At 68.5% G+C, this 24,306-nt stretch carries 18 protein-coding genes; 14 read left to right on the top strand and 4 right to left on the bottom strand.

The genetic code is table 11. The features are described 5' to 3' along the window. The first annotated feature begins 4 nt into the window (after positions 1–4). Positions 5–1,180, top strand: coding sequence for an acetyl-CoA C-acetyltransferase (locus J2Y49_RS21905; protein WP_310117071.1), 1,176 nt, complete (start codon positions 5–7; stop codon positions 1,178–1,180). A 58-nt stretch (positions 1,181–1,238) separates the two neighbouring features. On the opposite strand, the gene J2Y49_RS21900 is transcribed toward J2Y49_RS21905, so the two are convergent. Together J2Y49_RS21900 and J2Y49_RS21895 are read right to left on the bottom strand one after the other, a co-directional pair. Beyond that, complete coding sequence (locus J2Y49_RS21900) at positions 1,239–1,439, bottom strand: hypothetical protein (RefSeq protein ID WP_310117130.1); 201 nt, start codon at positions 1,437–1,439, stop codon at positions 1,239–1,241. A 311-nt stretch (positions 1,440–1,750) separates the two neighbouring features. Continuing rightward, positions 1,751–3,301 (bottom strand): FAD-binding oxidoreductase, encoded by a 1,551-nt coding sequence (locus J2Y49_RS21895; protein WP_310117070.1) that lies wholly within the window; start codon positions 3,299–3,301, stop codon positions 1,751–1,753. Between the two features lie 229 nt (positions 3,302–3,530). Here J2Y49_RS21895 and J2Y49_RS21890 point away from each other — a divergent pair, with 229 nt between their 5' ends. The 6 genes from J2Y49_RS21890 to J2Y49_RS21865 all read left to right on the top strand — a co-directional run bounded on the left by J2Y49_RS21890 (position 3,531) and on the right by J2Y49_RS21865 (position 13,976). Further along, positions 3,531–4,163: a response regulator transcription factor gene (locus tag J2Y49_RS21890; protein ID WP_310117069.1), complete on the top strand. Its 633-nt coding sequence runs from the start codon at positions 3,531–3,533 to the stop codon at positions 4,161–4,163. Positions 4,164–4,168: 5 nt separating this feature from the next. Next, positions 4,169–6,199 carry an ATP-binding protein gene (locus tag J2Y49_RS21885; protein ID WP_310117068.1) on the top strand — a complete coding sequence of 677 codons (2,031 nt, stop codon included), beginning with the start codon at positions 4,169–4,171 and terminating at the stop codon, positions 6,197–6,199. A gap of 191 nt (positions 6,200–6,390) precedes the next feature. Then, positions 6,391–7,488 carry a hypothetical protein gene (locus J2Y49_RS21880; RefSeq protein WP_310117067.1) on the top strand — a complete coding sequence of 366 codons (1,098 nt, stop codon included), beginning with the start codon at positions 6,391–6,393 and terminating at the stop codon, positions 7,486–7,488. A 103-nt stretch (positions 7,489–7,591) separates the two neighbouring features. Then, complete coding sequence (locus J2Y49_RS21875) at positions 7,592–8,962, top strand: NHLP bacteriocin system secretion protein (protein ID WP_310117066.1); 1,371 nt, start codon at positions 7,592–7,594, stop codon at positions 8,960–8,962. A gap of 1 nt (position 8,963) precedes the next feature. After that, positions 8,964–11,105, top strand: coding sequence for an NHLP family bacteriocin export ABC transporter peptidase/permease/ATPase subunit (locus J2Y49_RS21870; RefSeq protein ID WP_310117065.1), 2,142 nt, complete (start codon positions 8,964–8,966; stop codon positions 11,103–11,105). 15 nt (positions 11,106–11,120) lie between these two features. Then, positions 11,121–13,976, top strand: a complete 2,856-nt coding sequence (locus J2Y49_RS21865) for an ATP-binding cassette domain-containing protein (protein WP_310117064.1) — start codon at positions 11,121–11,123, stop codon at positions 13,974–13,976. 191 nt (positions 13,977–14,167) lie between these two features. Here J2Y49_RS21865 and J2Y49_RS21860 read toward each other — a convergent pair whose 3' ends face one another. Then, positions 14,168–15,658 (bottom strand): AMP-binding protein, encoded by a 1,491-nt coding sequence (locus tag J2Y49_RS21860; protein ID WP_310117063.1) that lies wholly within the window; start codon positions 15,656–15,658, stop codon positions 14,168–14,170. Beyond that, the gene (locus J2Y49_RS21855; protein ID WP_310117062.1) at positions 15,655–16,821 is read right to left on the bottom strand and encodes an acyl-CoA dehydrogenase family protein; all 1,167 of its coding nucleotides are present in this window, start codon (positions 16,819–16,821) and stop codon (positions 15,655–15,657) included. Before J2Y49_RS21855 ends, J2Y49_RS21860 begins: the two co-directional genes overlap by 4 nt. Positions 16,822–17,028: 207 nt before the next feature. Between J2Y49_RS21855 and J2Y49_RS21850 the strand changes: the two genes are divergently transcribed. From J2Y49_RS21850 to J2Y49_RS21820, 7 genes are all read left to right on the top strand, one after another. Continuing rightward, complete coding sequence (locus J2Y49_RS21850; RefSeq protein WP_310117061.1) at positions 17,029–17,871, top strand: phytanoyl-CoA dioxygenase family protein; 843 nt, start codon at positions 17,029–17,031, stop codon at positions 17,869–17,871. A gap of 5 nt (positions 17,872–17,876) precedes the next feature. Continuing rightward, complete coding sequence (locus tag J2Y49_RS21845) at positions 17,877–18,992, top strand: Zn-dependent alcohol dehydrogenase (protein ID WP_310117060.1); 1,116 nt, start codon at positions 17,877–17,879, stop codon at positions 18,990–18,992. Beyond that, positions 18,985–19,788: an enoyl-CoA hydratase-related protein gene (locus J2Y49_RS21840; RefSeq protein ID WP_310117059.1), complete on the top strand. Its 804-nt coding sequence runs from the start codon at positions 18,985–18,987 to the stop codon at positions 19,786–19,788. The genes J2Y49_RS21845 and J2Y49_RS21840 overlap by 8 nt, the downstream gene beginning before the upstream one ends. A 102-nt stretch (positions 19,789–19,890) precedes the next feature. Beyond that, positions 19,891–21,171 carry an ABC transporter substrate-binding protein gene (locus J2Y49_RS21835; protein WP_310117058.1) on the top strand — a complete coding sequence of 427 codons (1,281 nt, stop codon included), beginning with the start codon at positions 19,891–19,893 and terminating at the stop codon, positions 21,169–21,171. A 133-nt stretch (positions 21,172–21,304) separates the two neighbouring features. Then, complete coding sequence (locus tag J2Y49_RS21830; RefSeq protein WP_310117057.1) at positions 21,305–22,021, top strand: GntR family transcriptional regulator; 717 nt, start codon at positions 21,305–21,307, stop codon at positions 22,019–22,021. A 287-nt stretch (positions 22,022–22,308) separates the two neighbouring features. Then, a complete protein-coding gene (locus J2Y49_RS21825; protein WP_310117056.1) occupies positions 22,309–22,671 on the top strand; it encodes a cupin domain-containing protein in 363 nt (120 codons plus the stop codon). Between the two features lie 59 nt (positions 22,672–22,730). Next, a complete protein-coding gene (locus tag J2Y49_RS21820; RefSeq protein ID WP_310117055.1) occupies positions 22,731–24,251 on the top strand; it encodes an AMP-binding protein in 1,521 nt (506 codons plus the stop codon). The last annotated feature ends 55 nt before the right edge of the window (positions 24,252–24,306 follow it).

Raw genomic sequence — 24,306 nt, 5'->3', positions numbered from 1 at the left:
CTCCATGACCGAGATCGTCATCGCCAGCGCGGTCCGCACCGCCATCGGCAGCTTCAACGGCGCACTGGCCGCCGTCCCCGCCCATGAGCTCGGCGCCGCCGTGATCCGCGAGGCGCTGTCGCGCGCCCACACCGACGCCGCCGAAGTGACCGAGGTGATACTGGGCCAGGTGCTGACCGCTGGCCAGGGGCAGAACCCCGCCCGTCAGGCCGCGGTGAAGGCCGGCATTCCGGTCGAAAAGACCGCTTTCGGTATCAATCAGGTCTGCGGGTCCGGCCTGCGCTCCGTCGCGCTCGGCTATCAGGCGATCCGCTGCGGCGACGCCGAGGTGATGGTGGTCGGCGGCCAGGAGAACATGAGCCTGTCGCCCCACCTCATGCATCTGCGCAACGGCACCAAGATGGGCGGTGCAGAGATGCTCGACAGCATGATCAGGGACGGGCTGTGGGAGGCCTTCCATGGCTACCACATGGGCACCACCGCCGAGAATGTCGCCCGCGCCTGGGACCTGAGCCGCGAGCGGCAGGATCTGTTCGCGCTGGCCTCGCAGCAGAAGGCGGAAGCTGCGCAGAAGGCCGGCCGCTTGCGGGACGAGATCGTGCCGGTCACCATCAAGGGCCGCAAGGGTGACGTCGTTGTGTCGGACGACGAGTATCCCAAGCACGGCACCACGCTGGAGGCGCTGGCCAAGCTGCGCCCGGCTTTCGCCAAGGACGGCACCGTGACCGCCGGCAACGCCTCCGGCCTCAATGACGGAGCCGCCGCGCTGGTGCTGATGACGGCTGAGAACGCTGCCCGGCGCGGGGTGACGCCGCTGGCGCGCATCGCTTCCTGGGCAACGGCCGGCGTCGATCCCAGCATCATGGGCACCGGGCCGATTCCGGCCTCGAAGCTGGCTTTGCAGAAGGCGGGCTGGTCGGTGGACGACCTCGACCTGATCGAGGCGAACGAGGCTTTCGCGGCGCAGGCGCTGGCGGTCAATGCCGGAATGGGTTGGGACGAGGGCCGGGTGAACGTGAATGGCGGCGCCATCGCGCTCGGCCATCCCATCGGCGCGTCAGGTGCGCGCATCCTGGTCAGCCTGCTGCATGAGATGGCCCGGCGCGATGCCCGGAAGGGCCTTGCCACACTGTGCATCGGCGGCGGCATGGGCGTGGCGCTCTGCGTCGAGCGGGGCTGACCCAAACCCGGCGGCGCGGTGGCAGCCTCGGCCGCGCCGCCATCTGCAACGGGCGGATTCAAGCGGCCGTCGCAACAGCCTCTTCTGGGCCTCCCTTATCGATGGATTGGAGCAGTTCGTCCAGCGCCTCGGCCGGAGTTTTCCAACTGAGGGTTTTGCGGGGTCTTGTGTTCAGGGCAAAGCCGATCATCTCGCGCAGCATGTCGGCATCCGCGCCATTCTCAAGCATCGCGCGAAGCGCAATCATCTCGTCGGTCATCGTGGTCACCCTCGGTGGAGGTTGTGTTGTGGTGACCAGACTCTACCGAAGAACCGCGATGACCGCCCCGCTGTGGATAACCGGCCCGCCTATGCCAGCCATGGGAGGGCGCTACGGCGGGCCGGTTCCCCATAGCTCCTATACCACGTTCAGGGACGTGACCACCTGCCGGCGAAACCTGCAGCACAGTTCCCGGCGAATTCGGACCGTTCCCGCTTCCCTCCCCGGCCTCGTGCTCATGCCGACGAACTTGTCGTAGGCGATCCGATCCCGGCAACCTCACATCACCCGGTTCGCTGCAACAACGCCCATCACGGCAACCGACCGATACCGTTGCGACCGGGCGACAGGACACCGGCGGGGTCGCCCACCGCACGCAGTTCCGCCAGCAATGCGGCCGCGGGCGTCCGGCGCATCGTCTCAGGCACCGGCAGGCCGTTTGCCAGCCGATAAGGGACGAAGCCCCGTTCCAATGCCGTTCCGATCAGATCCCGGTAGGCGGCGAGAGCCGCCTCGTCCGCCCCCGGCGCAGCACGGTCGAACCCCAGCGTGAAATAGCTCAGCAGGCAGCGGAAGCCGTTCGACTCGATCCCGACATTCAGGTCGATCCCGGCCTCTTCCAGCCGGCCGCGCGCCCAGGTCAGGTAACTGATCAACGCTTGGCATTCGAAGGGAAAGGCGAGGCAGAGCCAGATCAGCCCGCAGCCGTCGCGGTCGGGATCGGCGGTGGTGAGATCGGGATGCCGCTCCTTGCGCCAGTAGACCGTGCGCAGGTTGCGCCCATCCGGCACCCCCAGCCAATCTTCGAATCCCTCGATCCAGGTGCCGTCGCGCCTCGCGATGTCCACTTCCACCGACCGGGACACCGCGGCGAAACGTCGGGACAGACGGGCGGCGCGGGCCTCCAGTATCTCCGGCGCCTCCGCCCGGATCACGGCGGAGGCATGCCACTCGTCCAACGCCGCCGATGCCAGCCGGTCGGCCGGTATCGCCGCGCGCACCTCGTCCAGTGCCAGCCACTTGATGCCGTTCCACAGGGTCAGCGATCGGTCGGGCAGGGATTGCTCGCGCTGGCAGTCGCGCCAAATCTCCATGAAGGCGGGCAGGGCATCGAGGCCCCCGATGTCCACCGACAGGATGGCGAGATCGCCGGGCATGGCTTCCAGCCGGATGACGGCGCTGGTCACCACCCCCAGGTTCGACTGGCTGAACAGCCCGTCGATCAGCGGGCCGGCCGGCGCCGGGTCGAGCCCGACCGTCCTGTCCGCTCCGAGCGGTCCGCAGCCGGTCCGCAGCCGCCGACCGTCCGCAAGGGCGACGTCCAATTCGCAGAGCGAAGTCCAGCGCTCGCCCATGCTGCCGTCACCGCGGTCGAGGGCGTTGGCGAGCGCGCTGGCCTGTGCCGGGCCGCCGATGACCGGCACGAAGAAGCGGTCGGTCCTTTCCGCCAGGAAGTCTGCCAGGGCCTGAAAGGTGACCCCGGCCTCGACCCGCACCAGCCCGCGCCGCCCGTCGAAGCCGGAGATGCGGTCCAGCCGGCGGAGATCGAAGACAACGGCCCCGTCCCGCGTCGGCGCCCGCGATCCCATTCCCCAGTTGGCGCCGCGGCTGACCGGATGGACCGGCAGGCGGTAACGGGTGGCGGCCGACAGGCAGGCGGCGGTCTGGTCGGCATCGCCCGGACTGACGACGGCCGACACCCGCACATCCGGTGCGAAGGTGCGCCGGCCCCAGTCCAGCCGGTCGGCTTCCCCGGTCCGGACATGCTCCGGTCCGACGATGCGGCGCCACTCCTCCAGCGCGCCGGCGGGCAGTTCGATGCCGGAAGGGGAGGCGGCAGGGGAGGTGGTCGGCAAGGGCATTGTGGCAGTCCCGTTGGCGGGTTCATGGCGGCGGGTTCATGGCGGCTGGTACATCGTCGCAGATCGTGCACCGGCTGCGGCATCCCGCATTCATGGTATGTGACTTCCCGCGCCTGCCCGGTATGATGAAGTTTGATTCGAACCATCGAACCGGCAGTCTGCAGGGGGCGTCACAGTGGATCAGGCAGGGTCAGCCGCCAGAGCCGACCACGTTATCTCGGTGATCCTGGTGGAGGACGATGCCCCGACCCGGGACTTCCTGGCTGCATCGCTGGCCGCGGGCGACGGGATCGCCCTGCAGGCGTCCGTCGGAACGCTGATGGAGGCGCGCACCGCATTGGAGCGCTGCCGTCCGAGCGTGCTGGTGACCGATCTCAAGCTGCCCGACGGTCACGGCAGCGACCTGATCCGGGAGGTCCGGCAACGCCTGCCCGAGACGGAGATCATGGTCATCTCCGTCCTGGGGGATGAGCCGTCGGTGATGCAGGCGGTGCGGGCCGGCGCCTCCGGCTACATCCTGAAGGATGCGCGGCCGATCGACCTGATCGCGGCGGTGCATGACCTGATCAATGGCCGGTCTCCGATCTCCGCGTCCATCGCCCGCCACATCATCCGCCAGACCCAGGCAGGTCCGCCCGCCAAGACGGAGGAAGCGCCGCCTCCTCTGACCCCGCGTGAAATGGATATCCTGTGGGGCATCGCCAAAGGCTTCACCTACAACGACATCGCAGCGCGCCTGGGAATCAGCCGGCAGACGGTTCCCAGCCATATCAAGAACATTTACCGTAAGCTTGAGGTTAACTCCCGAAGCGAAGCGGTCTACACTGCAGTGGAGCGGAGAATCATCAAGCTGTCGGACTGACTCCAGTGAGCCAACACATCGCCGGATTGCCGGCCTCCGGTCCGCACTTGCCGATGCGCCTGCGGGCATGGCTGAAAGGCCGCGGTCCGCTGCTGCTTCTCTATTACGGACTGGCTGTCCTTCTCGGCCTCGGACTGGTGATGGCGACGCCGCCCACACCCGATGGCGCACTGCCGATCATGGAGGCGCGCTTCACCGCGGTGGCCGGCGACCACTCCGTGGACAGTCCGCCGCCCGAAGCGATGCCGCCCGGCGTCGCCACCGTCCCGCTTCCTCACCGTTGCAAGGCGGTTCCTGATCCGGTCGGCTGCTCCGGCCTGTTCCGACTGACCTTCCGCTACGCTCCGAATGAGGACGGGCCCTGGTCCGTCTATGTGCCGATCCTGTCCGGGCGCATAACCCTGTGGGTGAACGGAGCGCTGCTGGCCGACAGCCAGACCACCCAGTCGGACGTGGTCGTCAATCAGGCGATGCCGCTGATCCAGCGGGTCCCCTCCCAGTTGCTGAAAGATGGAGAGAACCGGATCGACATCCGGATGGACGCCTGGAGCCAGTCCGGCGGATTTCTCGACACGGTGCTGGTCGGCCCGGACCGTCTGCTACGTGCGGCTTACAGTGAGCGTGAGTGGATGACGGTCACGCTGCCGCGCCTGCTGGTCGCGTGGCAGGCGGCCTTGTGCCTGTCCCTGCTGATCGTGTGGATCGGTCACCGGGACGAGCCGATCCATTTGGTGATGAGCCTGATTCTCGGGCTGGGCGTGCTTCAGGGCCTGCCGATGTTCAGCACCGGACCGAGCGGGCTGGAATGGCTGTTCCGCGTCGTCAATTTCGCCGGCCAGTGGCAGGGAGCGCTGCTGCCCTTCGTGATGTGCCGTCTGGTCGGGCGTGAACTGGCCGTTCCGATCCGGCTGCTGCTGGTGGTTCCGGCGGTGATTGCCATTGCGTTCCTGATCACCGCCCTCGACCCGCCGCGGCTGCAGCCATGGTTCGCCCTGCTTTGGCTGGTCGCCGTCATCCCCTGGGCGATCGCGATGCTGGGCTGGTCGGCCGGGATCCTTATTTCGGCGGCGGTCCGGCGGAGTCATGCTCCCGCCCAGATCGTGCTTGGCGGCCTGATCGTCATCATCCTGATGGCCGCCCATGACATCCTGTCGATGACCGGCGTTCTGGACCTGCGCGTGCCGTCGATGACCCGCTACATGGCGCCGCTGCTGATGACGGTGATCAGCGCGACGCTGATGTGGCGGTTCGCCAAGGCGCTGGGCGAGGTCAGCCGCTTCAACGACGTTCTGCGGCGCGAAGTGGCGACGGCGGAGGCCGAATTGCGGGCCAGCTTCGCCCGCGAACAGGCGCAGACCCGCGCCGCCGCCCTCGAAAGCGAGCGGCTGCGCCTGACGCGCGATCTGCATGACGGGCTGGCCGGGCAGCTGGTGTCGATCGTCGCCCAATGCGAGCTGCCGCAGCACGACTATCGTCGCATCGGTGCGGCGGCCCGGCAGGCGCTCGACGATCTCCGGCTGGTCGTGGCATCGCTCGACGATGTCGGCAACGACCTGGGCATGATGCTGGCCCAGTTCTATGACCGCATCGGTCCGCAACTCCAGGCCCAGGGGATGGAACTCGACTGGCAGATGGCGCCGCTGCCCGACATCGAGGGGCTCAGGTCGGAACATGCCCTGACCCTGTTCCGCATCCTGCAGGAAGCCGTCACCAATGCGGTGCGCCATTCCGGTTGCCGCCGGGTCGCCATCGTCATGGCGCCGTCACCGGCCTGCGACCATGAGGGCCACCCCAAGGGCAAGGGGCGGTTCGCGGTTCGCATCGTCGTGCGGGATGAAGGCAGGGGGATTCCAGGTGGGATTCCAGGTGGGATTCGGGGCGGGATCGCTGCCGCACGCCCCGGCAAGGGGCTGAACAACATGCGCACGCGCGCGGTGTCGCTGGGTGCCGAACTGACCCTGCTCAGCGGACCTGACGGAACGCGGGTCATCATCGATCTGCCGTTCCGCCTCCCTGGCTTGCAAGACATCCAATAGAAAAACCCGAGGCTGCAGCGCCACCGAGGATTGCCGGAAATCGGGCTCCTCAAGGTCTCCCATAAACATGGGATTACCTCGAACGGTTATCGCCCATAGAAATGACTTAGCGCGAACTTTGCGCATTTCCCGGCCGCGACAAATGTCGGGTCGAAGGACTTCCGATCATCCAATAACCAGGGATTGCAAGCATGAGCAAGATGCAGGCGGCGATGGTCGAAATCTCCGATGACGAGCTTCTGGTGGTGGTCGGGGGTACCGGCACGACCAATGCCCAGTCGGGTCATGCGCAAGAGGATGAGAACGGGGTCAGCGTCAGCGTCGGTGTCGAGGTCGCCAGCGCTTCGGGCAGTGTCGGAGTTTCCACTTCCACCAGCCACAATGTCGGCGGCGCCACCGTGACGGCCGAAGTGGGAGCCGGCGCGAGCGGATCGGCCGGCGTCACCATCGGGTCCGGCGGCGTGACCGCCACGGCCGAGGGCTTTGCCGGCAGCCAGGGCAGCGTTTCGATCTCCAGCGGGCCGGTGACCGGTACCGTCAGCTACGAGGCCGGCGTCGGCGGCAGTGCCAGTGTCTCGGTTTCCGTCACCGGGGTGGAGGCGTCTGCGTCCGGTTCGGTCGGCGTGTCGATGACCACCGAGGTTTCGGCCGGCGGAAATGTCGGCAACGGCGTCACGGTCGAGGGCACGGCCAGCCAAACCATCGCGATTGGCGCCGGCGGCGAGGTCACCGCCTCCATCGGCGCGGGCGGCGTCGATGCCGGGGCCAGCGGCTATGCCGGCATCTATCAGGAGGTCTCGGCCTCCGTCACCGTGGGCGACAACAATGTCAGCGGCACCGGGCAGGTCGGCTACATCAGCGGCGGTTCGGTCGGCGGCGGCACCGAGGTGACGGCCGGCTATTCCGACGGCCATGTCACCATCGGAACCGGCGTCAGCGTCGCGGTCGGCATCGGCGGCGTCACGCTGAGCAGCGAGGTCACCGTCAACACCGCCCCGCTCGAAAATGCCGGCGCCCAGGCCGTCACCGCGGCCACTCCGGCTGTCACCGATGCCGCCCACACCGTTGCCAACACCGCGCAGTCCGTCGCCACCACGGCGGCTCCGGCGGTGACCGACGCGGCGCACACGGTGTCCAACACCGCCCAGAGCACTGCGAACACGGTCAGCAGCACCGCGCAATCGGCGGTGCATGATGTGTCGAGCACTGCGCAGAGCACCGTCAACAGCGTGTCGAACACGGCGAAGAGCGTCACGAACACCATCAAGAAGAAGATGAAGAAGTGGTGATGCCGGGCGGCTCGGCGGCGGACGGCATAGCGGCATGAGCGAGAGCGCGACGACGGAAAGGCCAGGGACGGCGTCGTCACCGGCCGGTGGCGGAAATCCAACGGTGTCGGGGGACAAAGGCGGCAAGGCGAGCTTCCGTGCCGAAGCCGCGGCCGCCGCCACCTCCGTTTCCCAGGTGGACGATGCCCTGGAGGTGGTGCGCCCGCCTGTGCTGGCCTTCTGCGTCACGCTGGCGTTGCTGGTCGTGGGCGTCGTCGTCTGGGCGTCCCTCACCGACGTTTCGATCAAGGTGACCGGTCAGGGCATCCTGGTCAGCCCTGCCGGCGTCATCGATGTGGTGGCGGAATCGAGCGGCCGGATCAACGACATCCGCTTCAAGCCGGGCGACATGATCCGCCAGGGCGACGTGGTGGCGCTGGTCGACCAGAGCGAGCAGAAGCTGCGGCTTGCCGAGGCGGAAGGCGAGTTGCAGGACGCGCTTGCCGCCCGCGACGACATGCGGCGTTTCCAGGAGCGCGACCTGCATGCCGACGAGGTCTGGCGGCAGGCGCGCGAGCAGGCGGTCAACGGCAACATCGCCTCGTTGCAGGAACGCCAGCGCATGATGACCGAGCGCGAGGAACTGGTCCGCCAGCTCGCCGACCGTGGACTGACCACCCGCGACCGCGCCATCTCCGCCAAGATCGAGCTGTTCACCATCCGCTCCGACCTGGAAGCACAGCGCAACGAGCTTCAGACCATGACGCTCGACGCCGCCCGCCGCCAGACCCAGCGCGAAAAGGACATGCTGGCCGCCGAGCAGCGGGTGGCGACCGCCTCGCGTGCGGTCGAATCCGCCCGCGACCGGCTGACGCGCTATGCCGCCGTCCTGTCGCCCTATGGCGGCCGCGTGGTGGAGGCCAAGGCGAACATCGGGCAGGTGGTGTCGAGCGGCGCGCCGATCGTCAGCGTCGAGCGCGACGGTGCCTTGCCGGGCCAGGGAAGCGATCTGGTGGCGCTGGTCTATGTCGGGGCGCAGGACGGGAAGAAGCTGCGCCACGGCATGGAGGCCGACGTGTCACCGGCGTCGGTCCGCAAGGAGGAGCACGGCCATCTGGTCGGGCGCGTCGACCGGGTGGCCGACACCCCCGCCAGCAGCGTCGGCATGCTCCGCACACTTCAGAACGACGCGCTGGTCAACGAGTTCCAGAAGACGCTGCGCACCCCCTTCGAGATCATGATCCGGCTGGACCGCGACGCGGCCGGGGCGCTGCGCTGGTCCACCGGCAATCCGCCGAAATTTTCGATGGACGGCGGCACGCTGGTTTCGGTGGAGATCACCGTGCAGAAGGTGCGGCTGATCGCGCTGGCCCTGCCGATCCTCCAGCAGTGGCTTCGGCTGGATCTGAGCAACGTGGCGACGGAGCCGGCACCCCAGCCGGATCGGGCTTCGGGCAGGGCGCCCGACGCCGCGCCGGCCGCCTCCGGGGCCTGAGATGCGCACCCCGTCGATCCTGCAGATCGAGGCGGCGGAATGCGGCGCCGCGGCGCTCGGCATTGTCGCCGCCCATTACGGCCGCTGGCTGACGCTGGAGGATCTGCGCGAGCGCTGCGGCATCTCCCGCGACGGCAGCCGCGCCGCCAATCTCGTCCAGGCCGCGCGTGAGTTGGGCCTGCAGGCCCGTGGCGTGCGCACCGAGCCCGAAGGGCTGCACGGACAGTCGGGGCCGATGATCCTGCATTGGGGAATGGACCATTTCCTGGTGCTGGAGGGACGGCGCGGGCGCTGGTGGTATCTGAACGACCCGGCGCGCGGACGCCGCCGCGTGGACGATGCGGAGTTCCGCCGCCAATTCACCGGCATCGCCCTGCTGATGTCGCCGGGGCCGGAGTTCCGCAAGGGCGGCTCCGCCCCCAGCGCGCTGCGCGGCCTCGCCCGACGGCTGCGCAAATCCTGGGGTGCGGTGTGGTTCGCCGCGGCGCTCAGCCTGTTGCTGGCGATCCCCGGCATGCTGTTCCCCGCCTTCCGCCAGATCTTCATGGACAGCGTCCTGGTCGGCGGGCTGGCCGACTGGTTGACTCCGCTGATCGGCGCCATGCTGGTGGTCAGCATCGTCACCCTCACCTTCACCTGGCTGCAGAAGAGCGTGCTGCACCGGCTGGAGACCCGTCTGGCCCTGCTGGGCGGCATCGGCTTCATGGAGCGGGTGCTGCGGCTGCCGATGGGGTTCTTCGGCCAGCGCGGGCCGGCGGCGGTCGCCGACCGCATCATGCAGAGCGACCGGCTGGCCGAACTGCTGGCCGGCGAGATCGGCGGCTGCCTGTTCGCCATCCTGACCGCGTTGACCTATCTGGCGGCGATGGCGTTCTACCAGCCGGCGCTGGCGCTGGTTGCCGTGATTGCCGCCGCCAGCCTGGCCCTGGCGCTGGCCCTGCTGTCGCGCCAACTGGAGGAGGGGCAGCAGCGTCTGCTGAACGAGTCGGCGCAGGAAGGCGCCGATGCCAAGCAGGGGCTGCGCATGATCGAGACCTACCGCGCCGCCGGGGCGGAGCGGTTGCTGTTCGAGCGGCTGGTCGCCCGCCATGCCCGCGTGCTGAACATCCGCCAGTCGCTGATGCTGCGCCGGGCGGTCCTGCGGCTTCTGCCGGCCTTCGTCGGCGGGGTGGCGTCGGCCGCCGTGGTCACCATCGGCGGCGGCATCGTCGCCGAGGGCGGCATGACCATCGGCGCCATGATGGGCTTCCTGGTGCTGCTGTCGGCCTTCCTGACGCCGGTGTCGCGTCTGGTCCAGCTCGGCGCCCGCATCCAGGAGGCGCGATCCTATCTGCGCCTGCTCGACGACACCATGCAGCATCCCATCGCCGAGGAGTTCCGGCAGGCGGAGCCGCAGCAGGCGCCCGCCGTGCTGCGCCGGCTGACCGGGCGGATCGAGCTGCGCGACGTGACCTTCGGCCATTCGCGCCGGGCGCCGCCGCTGATCCGCGGCCTGTCGCTGACCATCGAACCGGGCGAGCGGGTCGGGGTGGTCGGTGGCTCCGGCTCCGGCAAATCGACGCTGGCGCTGCTGACCGCCGGCCTCTACGAGCCCTGGTCGGGCGAGGTGCTGCTCGACGGCAAGCCGCTGCGCGAGATCCCGCGCCGGGTGCTGCGCCAGAGCGTGCAGGTCGTCGATCAGAATGTGACGCTGTTCGAAGGCAGCGTGCGCGACAACATCGCGCTATGGGACCCGACGGTGTCGGACGAGCGGCTGTTCGCCGCCGCCCGCGACGCGGTGATCCACGACATCATCATCGATCGCCGCGACGGCTACGCCTCCATGGTCAGCGAAGGCGGCGCCAACCTGTCCGGCGGCCAGCGCGCCCGCATCGAGATGGCGCGCGCCCTGGTGCAGAACCCGCGCATCCTGGTGATGGACGAGGCGACCGCCGCCCTGGACGACCACACCCAGGCGCAGCTGTTGTCCAACCTGCGCCGCCGGGGGTCCACCATGCTGGTGATCGCGCATCGGCTGACGGCGATCCGCGATTGCGACTGCGTTCTGGTGATGCAGAGCGGCGAAATCGTCGAATCCGGTCCGCCGGCCGAACTGGCGCGACGCGCGGGTCCCTTTTCCACGCTGATGCTGAGCATGGCCTGACCGGATGAGCCGCAGATGACGACCTCAGCAGACGCGACCGCAATCGCAGCAGCCGATACCTCCGCAGCGGCCGGCGTTCCCGTCATCGATTTCCAGCAGCCGGCCGTGGCGCTGGAACCCGCCGGGTCCGTCTGGTTCCTGGAGGAGGGCGAGGCCGACATCTTCGCCGTCGCCGCTATGGGGGCCAATGCCGGCTCGCGCCTGTTCCTCGGACGGTTGCCGGCCGGCAGTCTTCTCGTCGGCATCGACAGCTTCATGCAGGGGCTGATCGCGGTGCCGGCCGCCGGGTCGCGGTTGGAGGCCGTCGCCGATCCGCTGGAGGAGATCGAACCGGACGCCCTGCTGGCCGGGATGGAATCCTGGTCGTCCACGCTGATTTCCGGCATCGCCGCCATCCTTTGGCACCCCGAGCGCATCGACCGCCAGGGGCGGTGCGGCACGGCGGTCGAACTGGCCGAATCCCAGCTGGTGATGGTGCAGGAAGCCGGATTGTGGTGCGCGGTGCCCGCGCCCGGCGCCCTGCTGCTGGAGCAGGAGATGGTCCAGGGCATCATGCCGCTGCCGCCGCGCGCGTGGCTGAAGGCGGCGGGGCCGATGCGCATCGTCTTCGGCCGCCGTCCCCTGCAGCGCGACCTGCCCGCCGCGCTGTCCGGCATCCATGCGCTGACCGCCGCCTGCGGCGAGATGCTGATGGGCGCCCGTGGTCTGGCCGAGGCGGACGAAGCCGGGCGGCTGTCGCTGCGCGGCGTGCGCGAAGCGGAGGAGGGCGAACGCTTCGTCCATCTGGCCGGCCGCCTGCTCGACCATGCCCGCAAGCCGCCGGCGCGGGCGGATGGCGGCCATCACGATCCGCTGTTCGCCGCGATGAGCGCGGTCGCCGCCCGCACCAATCCGCGCCTGCGGTTGCGCCGGCCGACGCTGCTGCGCGAGCGCGATCTCGACGTGCAGCCGACGATGGAGGAGATCGCCCGTGCCTCCGGATTGCACATCCGGCCGGTGACGCTGATGGACGGCTGGTGGCGCCGCCCGCTCGGTCCGCTGGTCGGGGCGAGGCTGGACGGCATGCCGGTGGCGCTGTTGCCGAACCGGCGCGGTTACGAACTGCTGGCCGGCGAAGGCGCCAAGCCGGCCCCAGTCACCGCGTCGGTCGCCGCCGGGCTGTCGCCGTCGGCCTGGACGATGGTGGAGCCGCTGCCGGACCGGCCGCAGACGGTCGGCTCGCTGATGCGCTTCGTCCGGACGCCGCCGGCCTTCTGGTTGCTGACGCTGGCGGTGGCGGCGCTGGGCGCGCTTCTCGGCCTCGCCATGCCGTTCGGGATGAAGTTCGCCTTCTCGTCGCTGGTGCCGGCGCGCGACCATGCCGGCCTGCTCGAACTGGGCATCCTGCTGGGCGCGGTAGCCGCGGTCACGCTGGTGATCCAGCTCGTCGGCGAGGTGACGCGGCAGAGCATGCAGACCATGCGCGAGGCCGGGCTGCATGCCGGCCTGTGGGACCGGGTGCTGCGGCTGCCCATGCCGGTGCTGCGCCAGCATTCGGCCGGCGACATGGCGGCGCGCGTGGGCATGGCAATGGCCTTGCCGCTGGCCGCCCAGGGGTTCATGGTCGCCGGCATCGGGACCGGCGCCGTGCTGGTGGCCAGCATCTTCGCCATGGCGTCCTTCCATGGTGGCGGCGCGGTGGTGGCCCTGCTGGCTCTGGCGGTCCAGCTCGGGCTGGCGGCCTTGTCGGCAGTGCTGCGGGCACGGGTCTACAAGCTGGGCGAGGCGTTGAACGGGCAGGCCGATTCCCTGGCGATGCAGTTCCTGACCGGCATCGCCAAGCTGCGTCTGGCCGCCGCCGAGCATTGGGCGCTCTCCCATTGGGCGGAGCGTTTCATCGGCATGCGCGAGAAGCGCATGGAGGTGCAGAAGGTCGAGGGCCGCATGGCGGCGGTCAACGCGGCCTTGCCGGTGCTGGCGATGGCGGCGCTGTTCCTGGTTTTCCACGCCGCCGGGACCGACAGCGCCAGCATCGTCGCGATGATGACCGCCTACATGATCGCCAACGGGGCGGCGGCGGCGCTGGGTGACGGGTTCGGCGCTTTCTATCAGGTCTATGCCGCCCGCGGCTTCGCCGATCCGGTGTTGAGTTGCGCGCCGGAACCGGCGCTGGGGCGCATCGATCCCGGCCGGCTGTCCGGCCAGATCGCGGTCAGCGGGCTGTATTTCAACTATGCCCAGGCGGAGACCCCCGTCTTCGCGAACCTGAACCTGACCATCGCCGCCGGCGAGTATGTGGCGATCCTCGGCCGGTCCGGCTGCGGCAAATCCACCCTTGTGCGGCTGCTGCTGGGGCTGGAACGGCCGCGGGTGGGCAGCATAACCTATGACGGCAACGACCTGTCCTCGCTCGATCTGGGGCTGTTGCGGCGGCGGGTCGGCACCGTGCTGCAGGGGGCGCAGCTGCCGCCGGGTGCGCTGATCGACGTGGTGCGCGGCCTGAGCGGCGCGACCGAGGCGGAAATCTGGGACGCGCTGGCGGCGTCGGCCATCGCCGACGAAATCCGGGCGATGCCGCTGGGCGTGCGCACGCCCATCGCCGATGCGTCGCGCACGCTGTCGGGCGGACAGGTGCAGCGGCTGCTGCTTGCCCGCGCGCTGGTGACCAAGCCCGACGTCCTGATCCTCGACGAAGCGACCAGCGCGCTCGACAACGCCACCCAGGCGGCGACCATCCGCACCCTGACTTCGCTGGACTGTACCCGGATCGTCATCGCCCACCGGCTGGAGACCATCCGCGGCGCCGACCGCATCCTGATCCTGGACGGCGGCCGCGTCGCCCATGCCGGCCGGTTCGCCGACCTGCAGGCCCGTGGATTGCTGGGGGCGTAGTGCCGATCACCGGGCCATTCTCGGCTGCTCGCTTCGCTGGGGTTCTGGTTGAACTCTCTGCTGGACGTGATTCGGCCCATGCTGTGCACTCCAGCCTTTATGAAGATGCTACAATTCTACATCAAAGCGAGGACCGTCAGAAGAAACGTAGGTACAATCCTACAAAGTGAGGGGCAGGGAAACGATCTCCGTCATTGCTTGTGCCGACCCAAATCCACGATGCCGTCACGCTGGTCCTGCAGCAGATGCCGCTGCACCTTCTGTGTCGCAGTCTTTGGGATTTCCGTCCTTGTCTCGACGAAGCGCGGGATCATGAAGGCGGGGATGCGGCCGGTCAGGAATGCCGGAAGCTCTCGGGGGTCGAAGCCGGGACGGGGAACGATGACCGCCTTGATCTCTTCGCCGAGAATGTCGTCCGCCACGCCGACGACGGCGCAGTCCTGAACGGCCGGATGCTTCAGCAGGGCCATCTCGATCTCGACGGGCGCGATCATTTCGCCGGCGCGGCGGATCAATTCCTTCACCCGGCCATCGAAATGCAGGAAGCCGTCGGTGTCGATCATGCCGCAGTCGCCGGTGTGCAGCCACAGGTTCCGTGTCGCCGCCACCGTCGCTTCCGGTTTTTTCCAATAGCCGCCGAACATCAGGCCGGGACGGCGGGGACGGACGACGATCTCGCCCTTTTCGCCGGGAGGGAGCGGGTTGTCTTCGGCATCGACCACGCACAGCTCTGTGTCCGGCCGCGGGGCGCCGACGCTGCCGAACTTGGCGGCCTGGGCGGTGTTCATCGACACCCAGCCGCCGGTCTCTGTCATGCCGTAGAGCTCGCGCACCGCCAGCCCCAGACGCTCCTCGATCTCGCGCCAGACACCGGGGGGCGCGCCGCCGCCGACGGCCCAGCGCAGGGAATGATCGCGCTCCGGGCCGGTCAGCCGCTTGGCGAGGATGCTCAGCACCGTGCCGACATAGGTGAAGCCGGTGGCGCCGTAGCGCCGCGCGTCCTCCAGCAGTCGCGACGCCGAGAAGCGCGGCAGCAGCGCCAGCGCCGCTCCGGCCCGCAGGCACGACATCACGCCGTACATCTGCGGGTTGGCATGGAACAGCGGCAGGAACAGCAGGATGCGATCCTCGGCCGTAAGCTCCAGCGCCGCCGCCATATGCTCGCCCGCCAGCTCGTAGCAGGCGTTCGGAATGACCGCCCCCTTCGGCAGGCCGGTGGTGCCTGAGGTGTAGAGGATGGCGTTCGCCGTTCCGCCGGGCAGGGCGAGGCGGAGCCGCGGCGCCCGTTTCCGGCCGGAAGCCGTCTCGAAGCGGTCGTCCATCGGCAGAAGCGCCGGGGCGGAGGCGGGCAGGGCCGCGCGGAACTCCTCCTCGGCGATCAGCAGGGAGGCTTCGCTCTGTTCCAGAAGATAGCGCAGTCCCTCGCCGACCAGGGCGGTGTTGAGCGGAACCGTGATGGCGCCGAGTTCGGACAGCGCCAACCATGCGACGAGGAATCCGGGCCGGTTGCCGACCATCATCGCCACGGTCTGGCTGGCCGTCACGCCCTGGGCCGCCAGCCGCTCGACGGCATCGTCCACCAGCCCCGCCATGGCGCCATAGGTGATTGTGCGGTCGCTGAACAGCAGGAAGGGACGGTCGGGCGTGGCGGCGGCGCGGGCGTAGAGCGGATCGGCGATCACGACTGCGCCTCCTGTTGCCGGATCACATGCTGCTGCAGCCACTTGGCGATGGTGTTCTTGAGAATCTCCGACGATCCGCCGGCGATCTCGTAAGCCTTGGCATCGCGCAGGTAACGCCCGAAACGCGCCGATTCCATGACGCCGTAGGCGCCGCAGATCTGCACAGCGCGGGCGGCGGTGCCGGTGGCGACCCGGCTGGCCAGCAGCTTGGCCTCGCTGCCGAAACGGGCGATGTCGTCATGCGCGTCCAGCTTGCGCGCGGCTTCGTAGGTCAACAGCCGGGCGGCGTCGATTTCCGTCAGCATGTCGGCGAAGTACCATTGGATTCCCTGGAAATCCAAAATCTTGCGGTCGAAGGCGCTGCGCCCGGCGGCAAAGGCCAGGGCGCCGTCGAAGGCTGCCCGCGCGATGCCGAGGCTGATGGCGGCGGCCATGGTCCGCGAATAATCGAGCGTCGTCATCGCCTGGCGGACGCCCTTGCCTTCCACGCCGATCAGATGGTCGGCGGGCAGCGCCACCCGGTCCAGAACCAGATCAACATGCGGCCCGTTGCGCAGGCCGAAGGTGGCGGCGTTCGGCCCTTCCTCCGTGGACACGCCGTCCATGCCTTGACGGACGAAGAAGGCCGACACCCCGACCGGCGTTTCCGCCAGGATCACGTAGGCTTCCGCGGCCGAGCCGGAGGTGATGAAGGATTTGCGGCCGCTCAGGATCCAGCGGTCGCCGTCGCGCACCGCCTTGGTGTCGAGGCTGCGGACGTCGCTGCCGTGGTTGGCTTCGGTCAGGGCGTAGGAGGTGATCAGCCCGCGGCCGAACTCCGGCAGAACCGTGCTTTTCAGGCTGTCTGCGCCGAACAGGCGGATGATGGTCTGGGCCTGCAGGATGGTGATCAGGCTGATGCCGACCGCGGCGCTGGCGTAGGAAGCCTCCTCGAACAGCGCCGCGCAATGGGCGAAGCCCAGGCCGCGCCCGCCGAGATCCTCCGGTAGCGTCAGGCTGGTGTAGCCCTGGCGGGCCAGTTCCTTGATCGCGGCGACCGGATAGACGTCCTCCCGGTCGATGGCGTCGGCGTCAGGCTCCACATGTTCGGCGACCGCGCGCCTCAGAGGAGCGAGAAATTCCGGTTCGACCAGGTCGGTCCACAACCCTGTCGGCATCTGCATCGGCCGTATCCTCCCTTGGGATCCTGTCGGCATTGGCACCGGTCGCCGGCTCGAATCAGCCGGATGATCCGCTCTTTCCCCGGGCGATTTGTTCGATATGCGGATCGTTGACGTTTTCCATTGAACTCGTTCGCATACGATAATATCGTACCGATATATCGGCTGTACATCAATCATATCTTCAAGGCGGAACCGAGGGAGGATGCCATGAGACTGACCGACGCGCAGGTGGCCGAGTATGAGGAGCGCGGATATCTGGTGTTTCCCGGCCTCGTGGCGCGAGAGGAGGTGGAAATCCTGCGCCGCGATCTGCATCGCGTGACGGGGGTCGAGGCCGAAAGCGTCATCCGTGAGAAAAGCGGTGCGGTCCGGTCGGTCTTCCGCGTGCACGACGAGACCAGTCCGACCGCATCGCCGCCGTTCCAGGCGCTGGCGACCCTGCCGCGGGTGATCGACCCGGCGCGTCAGGTGCTGGGCGACGAACCGGTTTACGTCTATCACACGAAGTGCAACCTGAAGGACGCCATCGACGGCGCCATCTGGCAATGGCACCAGGATTACGGCTACTGGAAGACCGACGGCGTCGACCGGCCGGATATGACGACCTCGCTGCTGATGCTGGACGAGGCGACGGAGATCGGCGGCTGCCTTTACTTCATTCCCGGCAGCCACAAGCTGGGCCGGCTCGACCCGGAGATGGACGAGACCACGACATCCTACAAACTGTGGACGGTGCCCAAGGATCAGGTCATTGAGATCATGACGAGGTTCGGCGATCCGGTGCCGATCACCGGCAAGCCGGGCACCGTGGTCCTGTTCCATCCGAACATCGTCCACGGCTCCGGCCACAACATGTCGCGCCATGCGCGCTGGCACATCTACACCGTCTACAACCAAGTCTCGAACCGGCCGCATGGCATCGAGAATCCCCGGCCGGAATGGGTGGTGGCGCGGCGCTGCGAAGCTTTGGAGACCGGCAGCGACGACGGCATTCTGCGTCTGGCCGATGCCAATGCAGATGCCGAGACCCGGCGGCCGGCGGCGGAGTAGGGGGGATGGCGGGATCGACCTTCCAGGCGGCGGTGCTTCGCGAGACAGGCGTGCCGCTGTCCATCGAACCGCTCACCCTGGCGCCGCTTGAGCCGGGCGATGTTCTGATCCGCATGCATGCGGCCGGCCTGTGCCACACCGACCGCGAGGCGATGACCGGCGCCTTCGCCGTGCCGCTGCCGGTTGTGCTCGGGCATGAGGGCGCCGGCGTGGTCGAGGCGGTCGGATCGGCGGTTCAGCGGGTGAAGCCGGGCCAGCATGTGGTCTGCACCATCTATGCGGCCTGCGGCCAATGCTATTACTGCCGCCATGACCAGCCGATGCTGTGCGACATGGTGGTGCCCAACCATCGCGCGGCGACCCTTTCGGCGGGATGCAGGCGGCTGCGCGACGCCGCCGGGGCGGAGGTCGGCCATTTCCTCAGCGTCTCGTCCTTCGCCGAATATGCGGTGGTGCCGGAGGCCGCGGCCATTCCAGTGCCGGATGAGATGCCCTTCGACCGCGCCTGCCTGCTGGGCTGCAGCGTCATCACCGGTGTCGGAGCGGCGCTGCGCGTCGCCCGCGTCGGGCTGGGCGACAGCGTGGTGGTGATCGGCTGCGGCCCGGTCGGGCTGAACGTGGTGCAGGGCGCCAGGCTGGCCGGGGCCGGGGCGATCGTCGCCGTCGACCGCCGCGCCGACAAGCTGGAGCGCGCCGGCGCTTTCGGCGCCACCCACACCATGTTCGACGACGGGGACCTGGCGGCCCGGGTGCGCGCGATCACCGGCGGGCGCGGGGCAGACCATGCCTTCGAAGCGGCGGGCGTCATCGGCTCGCTCCAGGATTCGTTGGACTGCACCCGGCCGGGCGGCAGCGTCACCATTCTCGGCAAGACCGATCCCAACCGGTTGGTCGAACTGCGTTTCGGCTCGATCAGCGGCGAGCGGCGCATCCTGCGCTCCAGCCTGGGCGGGGCGAAGGCGGCCGACGATTTCCCGGCCTATGCGCGGGCCTATCTCGACGGCCGGCTGCGCCTGGACGAACTGATCGACCGGCGCCTGCCGCTCGACGCCATCAACGACGCTTTCGAAGACGTGGAGCGCGGCGACGTGATCCGCGCCGTGGTGGTGATGCATGAGTGACGACATTGTCGAGAACGCCGGCACCGCCCGGCTGGAGCGCCGTGGTGCCGTCGCCATCCTGACGCTGGATGCGCCGAAGACACGCAACGCCGTCACCGATCCTCCGGTGCTGAACCCGCTTGTCGCGGCGCTGGAGGAGGTGCGGGCCGACCGCTCGGTGCACGTGCTGGTTCTGACCGGCGCGGGCAAGGCGTTCAGCGCCGGCGGCAACATCCACGACATCCGTGACCGGCGCGGCATGTTCGGCGGCCCGGCCGATCAGGTGCGCAACGCTTACCGCGCCGGGGTACAGCGCATCCCCCGCGCCATGGTCGATCTCGAAATTCCGGTGATCGCGGCGGTGAACGGACCTGCCTACGGCGCCGGCTGCGATCTGGTCTTCATGTGCGACCTGCGCATCGCTGCGGAGTCGGCGCGCATCAGCTCCAATTTCGTGAAGCTGGGTCTGATTTCCGGCGACGGCGGGCTGTGGTTCCTCACGCGGATCGCGGGTCCGGCGGTCGCGGCGGAAATGGCCTTTACCGGACGGGCGGTCGGCGGTGCGGAGGCCGCGGCACTGGGATTGGTGTCCTGCGTGGTGCCGGATGCCGAGTTGATGCCGACGGCGCTCGCCCTGGCGGAGGAGATCGCCGCCAATCCTCCGGAAGCGGTGCGCATGACCAAGCGCATGCTGCAGCAGGCGGGCCGGGTCGATCTGTCCACCATGCTCGATATGGCGGCGGCGTTGCAGGGCATCTGCCACGCGGGAGAGGAATCCCGCATGGCCATCGCGGCGGCAACGAAGCCGGCCTCCTGATCCGTCGCATTACCAGCCGACGCAAGGGCCGGCGCCCAACGACCGGCCCCTGATGAAGGCTTCGGCCAACCAGACAATCACCTGAAAAGGGAGGGACGATTCATGATGAAACTCATGTCGCACGGGGTGCTGGCGGCCACGGCTGCGGGCATCGCGCTGGCCTTCGGTGCGCTGTCCTGGCCGGCCGCCGCCCAGACACCCGCCGCCCAGACGCCATCGGCGCAGGCGACCGGCCCGATCCGCATCGGCGTGCTGACCGATCTGTCCGGATCGCTCGCGGATCTCAGCGGCGGGGGAAGCGTGGAGGCGGTGAAGATGGCCGTGGAGGATTTCGGCGCCTCCGTGCTCGGCCGTCCGGTGGAAGTGCTTTCCGCCGATCACCAGAACAAGGCCGACATCGGCGTGCAGATCGCCTCCGACTGGTATGACAACAGGAATGTCGAGGTGGTGATCGACCTGCCCAATTCAGCGGTGATGCTGGCGATCCAGGAGCTTACACGCCGCAAGAACAAGATCGTCTTCGGCACGGCCGGCGGTTCGTCCGATTTCACCGGCAAGGCCTGCTCGCCCAACGGCATCCACTGGGTCTACGACACCTATGCCCTGGCCGCCGGTACCGGACGGACGATGGTGAAACAGGGTGGCGACAGCTGGTACTTCATCACGCTCGACTATTCCTTCGGCCTGTCGCTGGAGCGCGACACCGCCGCCTTCGTCACCGGCGCCGGGGGCAAGGTGCTGGGTTCGGCCCGTCATCCGCTGAACAGTGCCGACTTCTCCTCCTACCTGCTGCAGGCGCAGGCGAGCGGCGCCAAGGTCATCGGTCTGGCCAACGCCGGCGGCGACCTGATCAACACCGTCAAGCAGGCGGCGGAATTCGGCATCACCAGACAGGGACGGAAGCTGGCCGGGCTTCTGATGTTCCTGTCCGACATCCACGCTCTCGGCCTGGAAACGGCGCAGGGGCTGGTGCTGACCGAGGCCTTCTACTGGGATCAGAACGAGGAGACCCGCGCCTTTTCCAAGCGCTTCTTCGAGCGGACCGGACGGATGCCGACCATGGTGCAGGCCGGCAATTACGGCGCGATCACCCATTACCTGAAGGCGGTCAAGTCGGCCGGCTCCGCCGACGCGCCGACCGTGCTGAAGACGATGCGCGACACGCCGATCAACGATTTCATGACCAGGAACGGCCGCATTCGCGAGGATGGCCGGGTGTTGCGCGACATGTACCTGTTCGAGGTGAAGACGCCGGCGGAATCCAAGGACAAGTGGGATTATTACAAGCAGCTGGGTGTCATCGCCGCCGCCGATGCGGCCCGCCCCCTGGCCGAGAGCGAGTGCCCGCTGGTCCGCAAATCGGCCGATGCCGGCAAGCCGTAACCAGCGGATCGGTTTCGGGCGCCTCCGCCCGCTTGCGTCCCCGGTCCCGGCGCGTTAAAGCCAGGATGGAAAACGCCAGCGGGCGTTGGATCGGACCGGGCTCGAACCGGCGGCAGGAGACGGGGGCGACAGGGTGACAGAGCCGGCCAGTCAGCAGATGGGGCAGCAGGCGGGAGCCCAGATCGAAGCCGGATCGATGGCCGATCAGGCCTATGCCGCGATCGAGGAGCTGATCGTGTCGGGCACGCTGCCTCCGCGCAGCTTCGTGTCGGAGAAGCAGATCAGCACGCAGCTCGGCATTGGCCGCACCCCGGTGCGCGAGGCGCTGAAGCGGCTGGAGATGGACGGCATGGTGACCATCGTCCCGTCGCGCGGGATCATGGTCACCGAAGTGGACGTGAAGCTTCAGCTCTACGTGCTGGATGTGCGGCGCGAGTTGGAACGCCTGATCGCCCGCCGCGCCGCCCGTTATGCACTTCCGGCCGAACGGGAGCGATGCCGCGCCATCGCCGGCGAGATGCTGGAGGCGGCCCGCAACGGCGACGGCATGCGCTTCATGCATCTCGACCAGGAGGTGAACCAGCTGCTGGACCAGAGCGCCCGCAACCCGGTGGCGACCCAGACCATCCGGCCGCTGCGGTCGCTGTCCCGCCGTTTCTGGTTCCAGAATTACCACGCCCATATCGGCAGCCTGGAGGATGGGGCCAAGACCCATGCCGACCTGATGCTGGCGATCCACCGCGGCGACGCGGAGGAAGCGGCCGCGGCCTCGGACCGGCTGATGGCGTATGTCGAGGCCTACGCGCGCGAGACACTGCGTTACCCGTTCGACGGTCCCGCGCCTCAATAGAGCGGGCCGACGGATCCATCGCCGCGCGGTGGGCGAATAGAACCCGGCCGTCGGCGTTCGGCGCGTCGGTCGGCCGCTGCACCACATCGGCGATGGTCAGCCGGGCCACCAGCGAGGGATAATGGATCGATACGCCGAGCCCGGCGGCCACCAGTTCGATGGGAGTCCAGGCGCCGCGCGCCTCCTGCGCCATGATCGGGGCGAAGCCATGGGCGGCGCATAGGCCGTGGACACGGCCATAAAGCCCGGTTCCTGCTTCCTGCCGGGCTGTTGCACGGAAGGGGCTGATGCTGCAGGCCATGGCTCCGCCCACGTTCAGGTTCCTGGCCGTGCCCTACAACGCGAATGCTGCCCGCCGTCACCACATCACACGACCGAAGCGGCGCGCGACCAATTGGGCCGCTTATGACAAGGCCTTGCATCGCCTGATGCCCGGCCATGAGCCGCGCCCGCACAGCCATGTGCATGAGCAGATCGTCCTCATCCTGGCCGGCACCATCCGCTTCCACGTCAATGGCGAGCAGCATCTGGTCGGCCCAAACGGCCTGCTCGCCATTCCGCCCAGTGCCGAGCATTGGGGGGAGGCCGTCAGCGACGAGCCGGTTCCGAGCCTGGACATCTTCACGCCGAAGAGGCCAGAATATTTGTAGCACGAACGGACGATCCGCCGTTCGACGCAGTGGACCAGTCCAACAAGGGAACAGTGCCGGTGAATCTCTTCGCCCTCCTCGATCAGGCGGCGGCCCGCCATTCCGACCGCGGGGCGGTGTTCCGCGGGACCAAGCCGGTCCACAGCTTTGCCGAGCTGCGCTCGCGCGTGTTGCGGATCGCTGGCGGGCTGCGCGCGTCGGGACAACCGGGCGACCGGATCGCCATCGCCAGCGAGAATGTGCCGGACTATGTCGAGCTGCTCTTCGCCATCTGGGCGGCCGGGATGGTGGCGACGCCGGTCAACGCCAAGCTGCACCCGCGCGAGCTGGTGCAGATCCTGGAGGATTCCGCGGCGTCCACCGTCTTCGTTTCGCCCAAGCTGGCCGGCGGGTTGGAACAGGCTCTGACCGGGTCGCCGGCGGCGTCCTGCCGCCGCATCGTCATCGGCGGGGCGGAGCATGCGGCGCTGGCGGCAGGGGAGGAATGGGCCGGACCGGTGAACCCAGACCCGGAAGCGCTGGGCTGGCTGTTCTACACCAGCGGCACCACCGGCCGGTCGAAGGGGGCGAAGCTGTCGCACCGCAACCTGCTGGCCATGACCATCGCCCATCTCGCCGATGTCGAGACGGTGGACGAGGAGTGCAGCCTGCTGCATGCCGCGCCGATGTCGCACGGCTCCGGCCTGTACATGGCGGCCTATGTCGCCCGCGGTGCCCGGCAGGTGGTTCCGGCCTCCGCGGCCTTCGAACCGGCGGAATTCCTCGACCTCTGCGACCATCATCCCGGCTGCGGCGCCTTCCTGGCCCCGACCATGGTGCAGCGGCTGCGGCTGGAGGCGGAGCGTAGCGGGCGGCGGCCGGCGAACCTGCGCTCCATCGTCTATGGCGGCGGCCCGATGTATGTGGAGGAACTGCGCCGGTCGCTCGCGACCTTCGGCCCGGTCTTCGCCCAGATCTACGGCCAGGGTGAAGCGCCGATGACCATCACGTCCTTGCGCCGGCGTGACCATGCCACCGACGACGACGCGGTGCTGGGCTCCGTCGGCTTCGCCCGCAGCGGGGTCGAGGTGGCGGTGGTGGACGCCGACGGCCGGCCGCTGCCCCCCGGCGAGGTGGGCGAGATCGTCTGCCGCGGCGACGTGGTGATGGCCGGATACTGGAACAATGCCAAAGCGACGGCCGAGGCCCTGCGCGACCGCTGGCTCTACACCGGCGACATGGGATCCTTCGACCGGCGCGGATACCTGACGCTGCGCGACCGGTCGAAGGACGTCATCATCAGCGGCGGCACCAACATCTATCCGCGCGAGGTGGAGGAGGTGCTGCTGCGCCATGCGGACGTTGCCGAGGTCTGCGTCATCGGCCAGCCCGATCCGGAATGGGGCGAGATCGTCGTCGCCTTCATCGTCGTCGAACCCGGCCGCGAGATTTCCACCGACAGCCTCGACGCCCACTGCAACGCCAGCATCGCCCGCTTCAAGAGGCCCAAGCGCTACCTGTTCGTCGACGACCTGCCGAAGAACAACTACGGCAAGGTGGTCAAGCGCGAACTGCGCGAGCGTCTGGTTGCCGGTGCATAAGACAGGAATGGAGAAAGCCATGGCAACGTCGAGGTCGACGACCGCACCGTCCTGT

The sequence above is a fragment of the Azospirillum sp. BE72 genome (assembly GCF_031455875.1).
GTDB lineage: Bacteria > Pseudomonadota > Alphaproteobacteria > Azospirillales > Azospirillaceae > Azospirillum.
The sequence above is the reverse complement of the archived record's forward strand: the minus strand, read 5'-3'. Positions and strand labels throughout refer to the sequence as shown.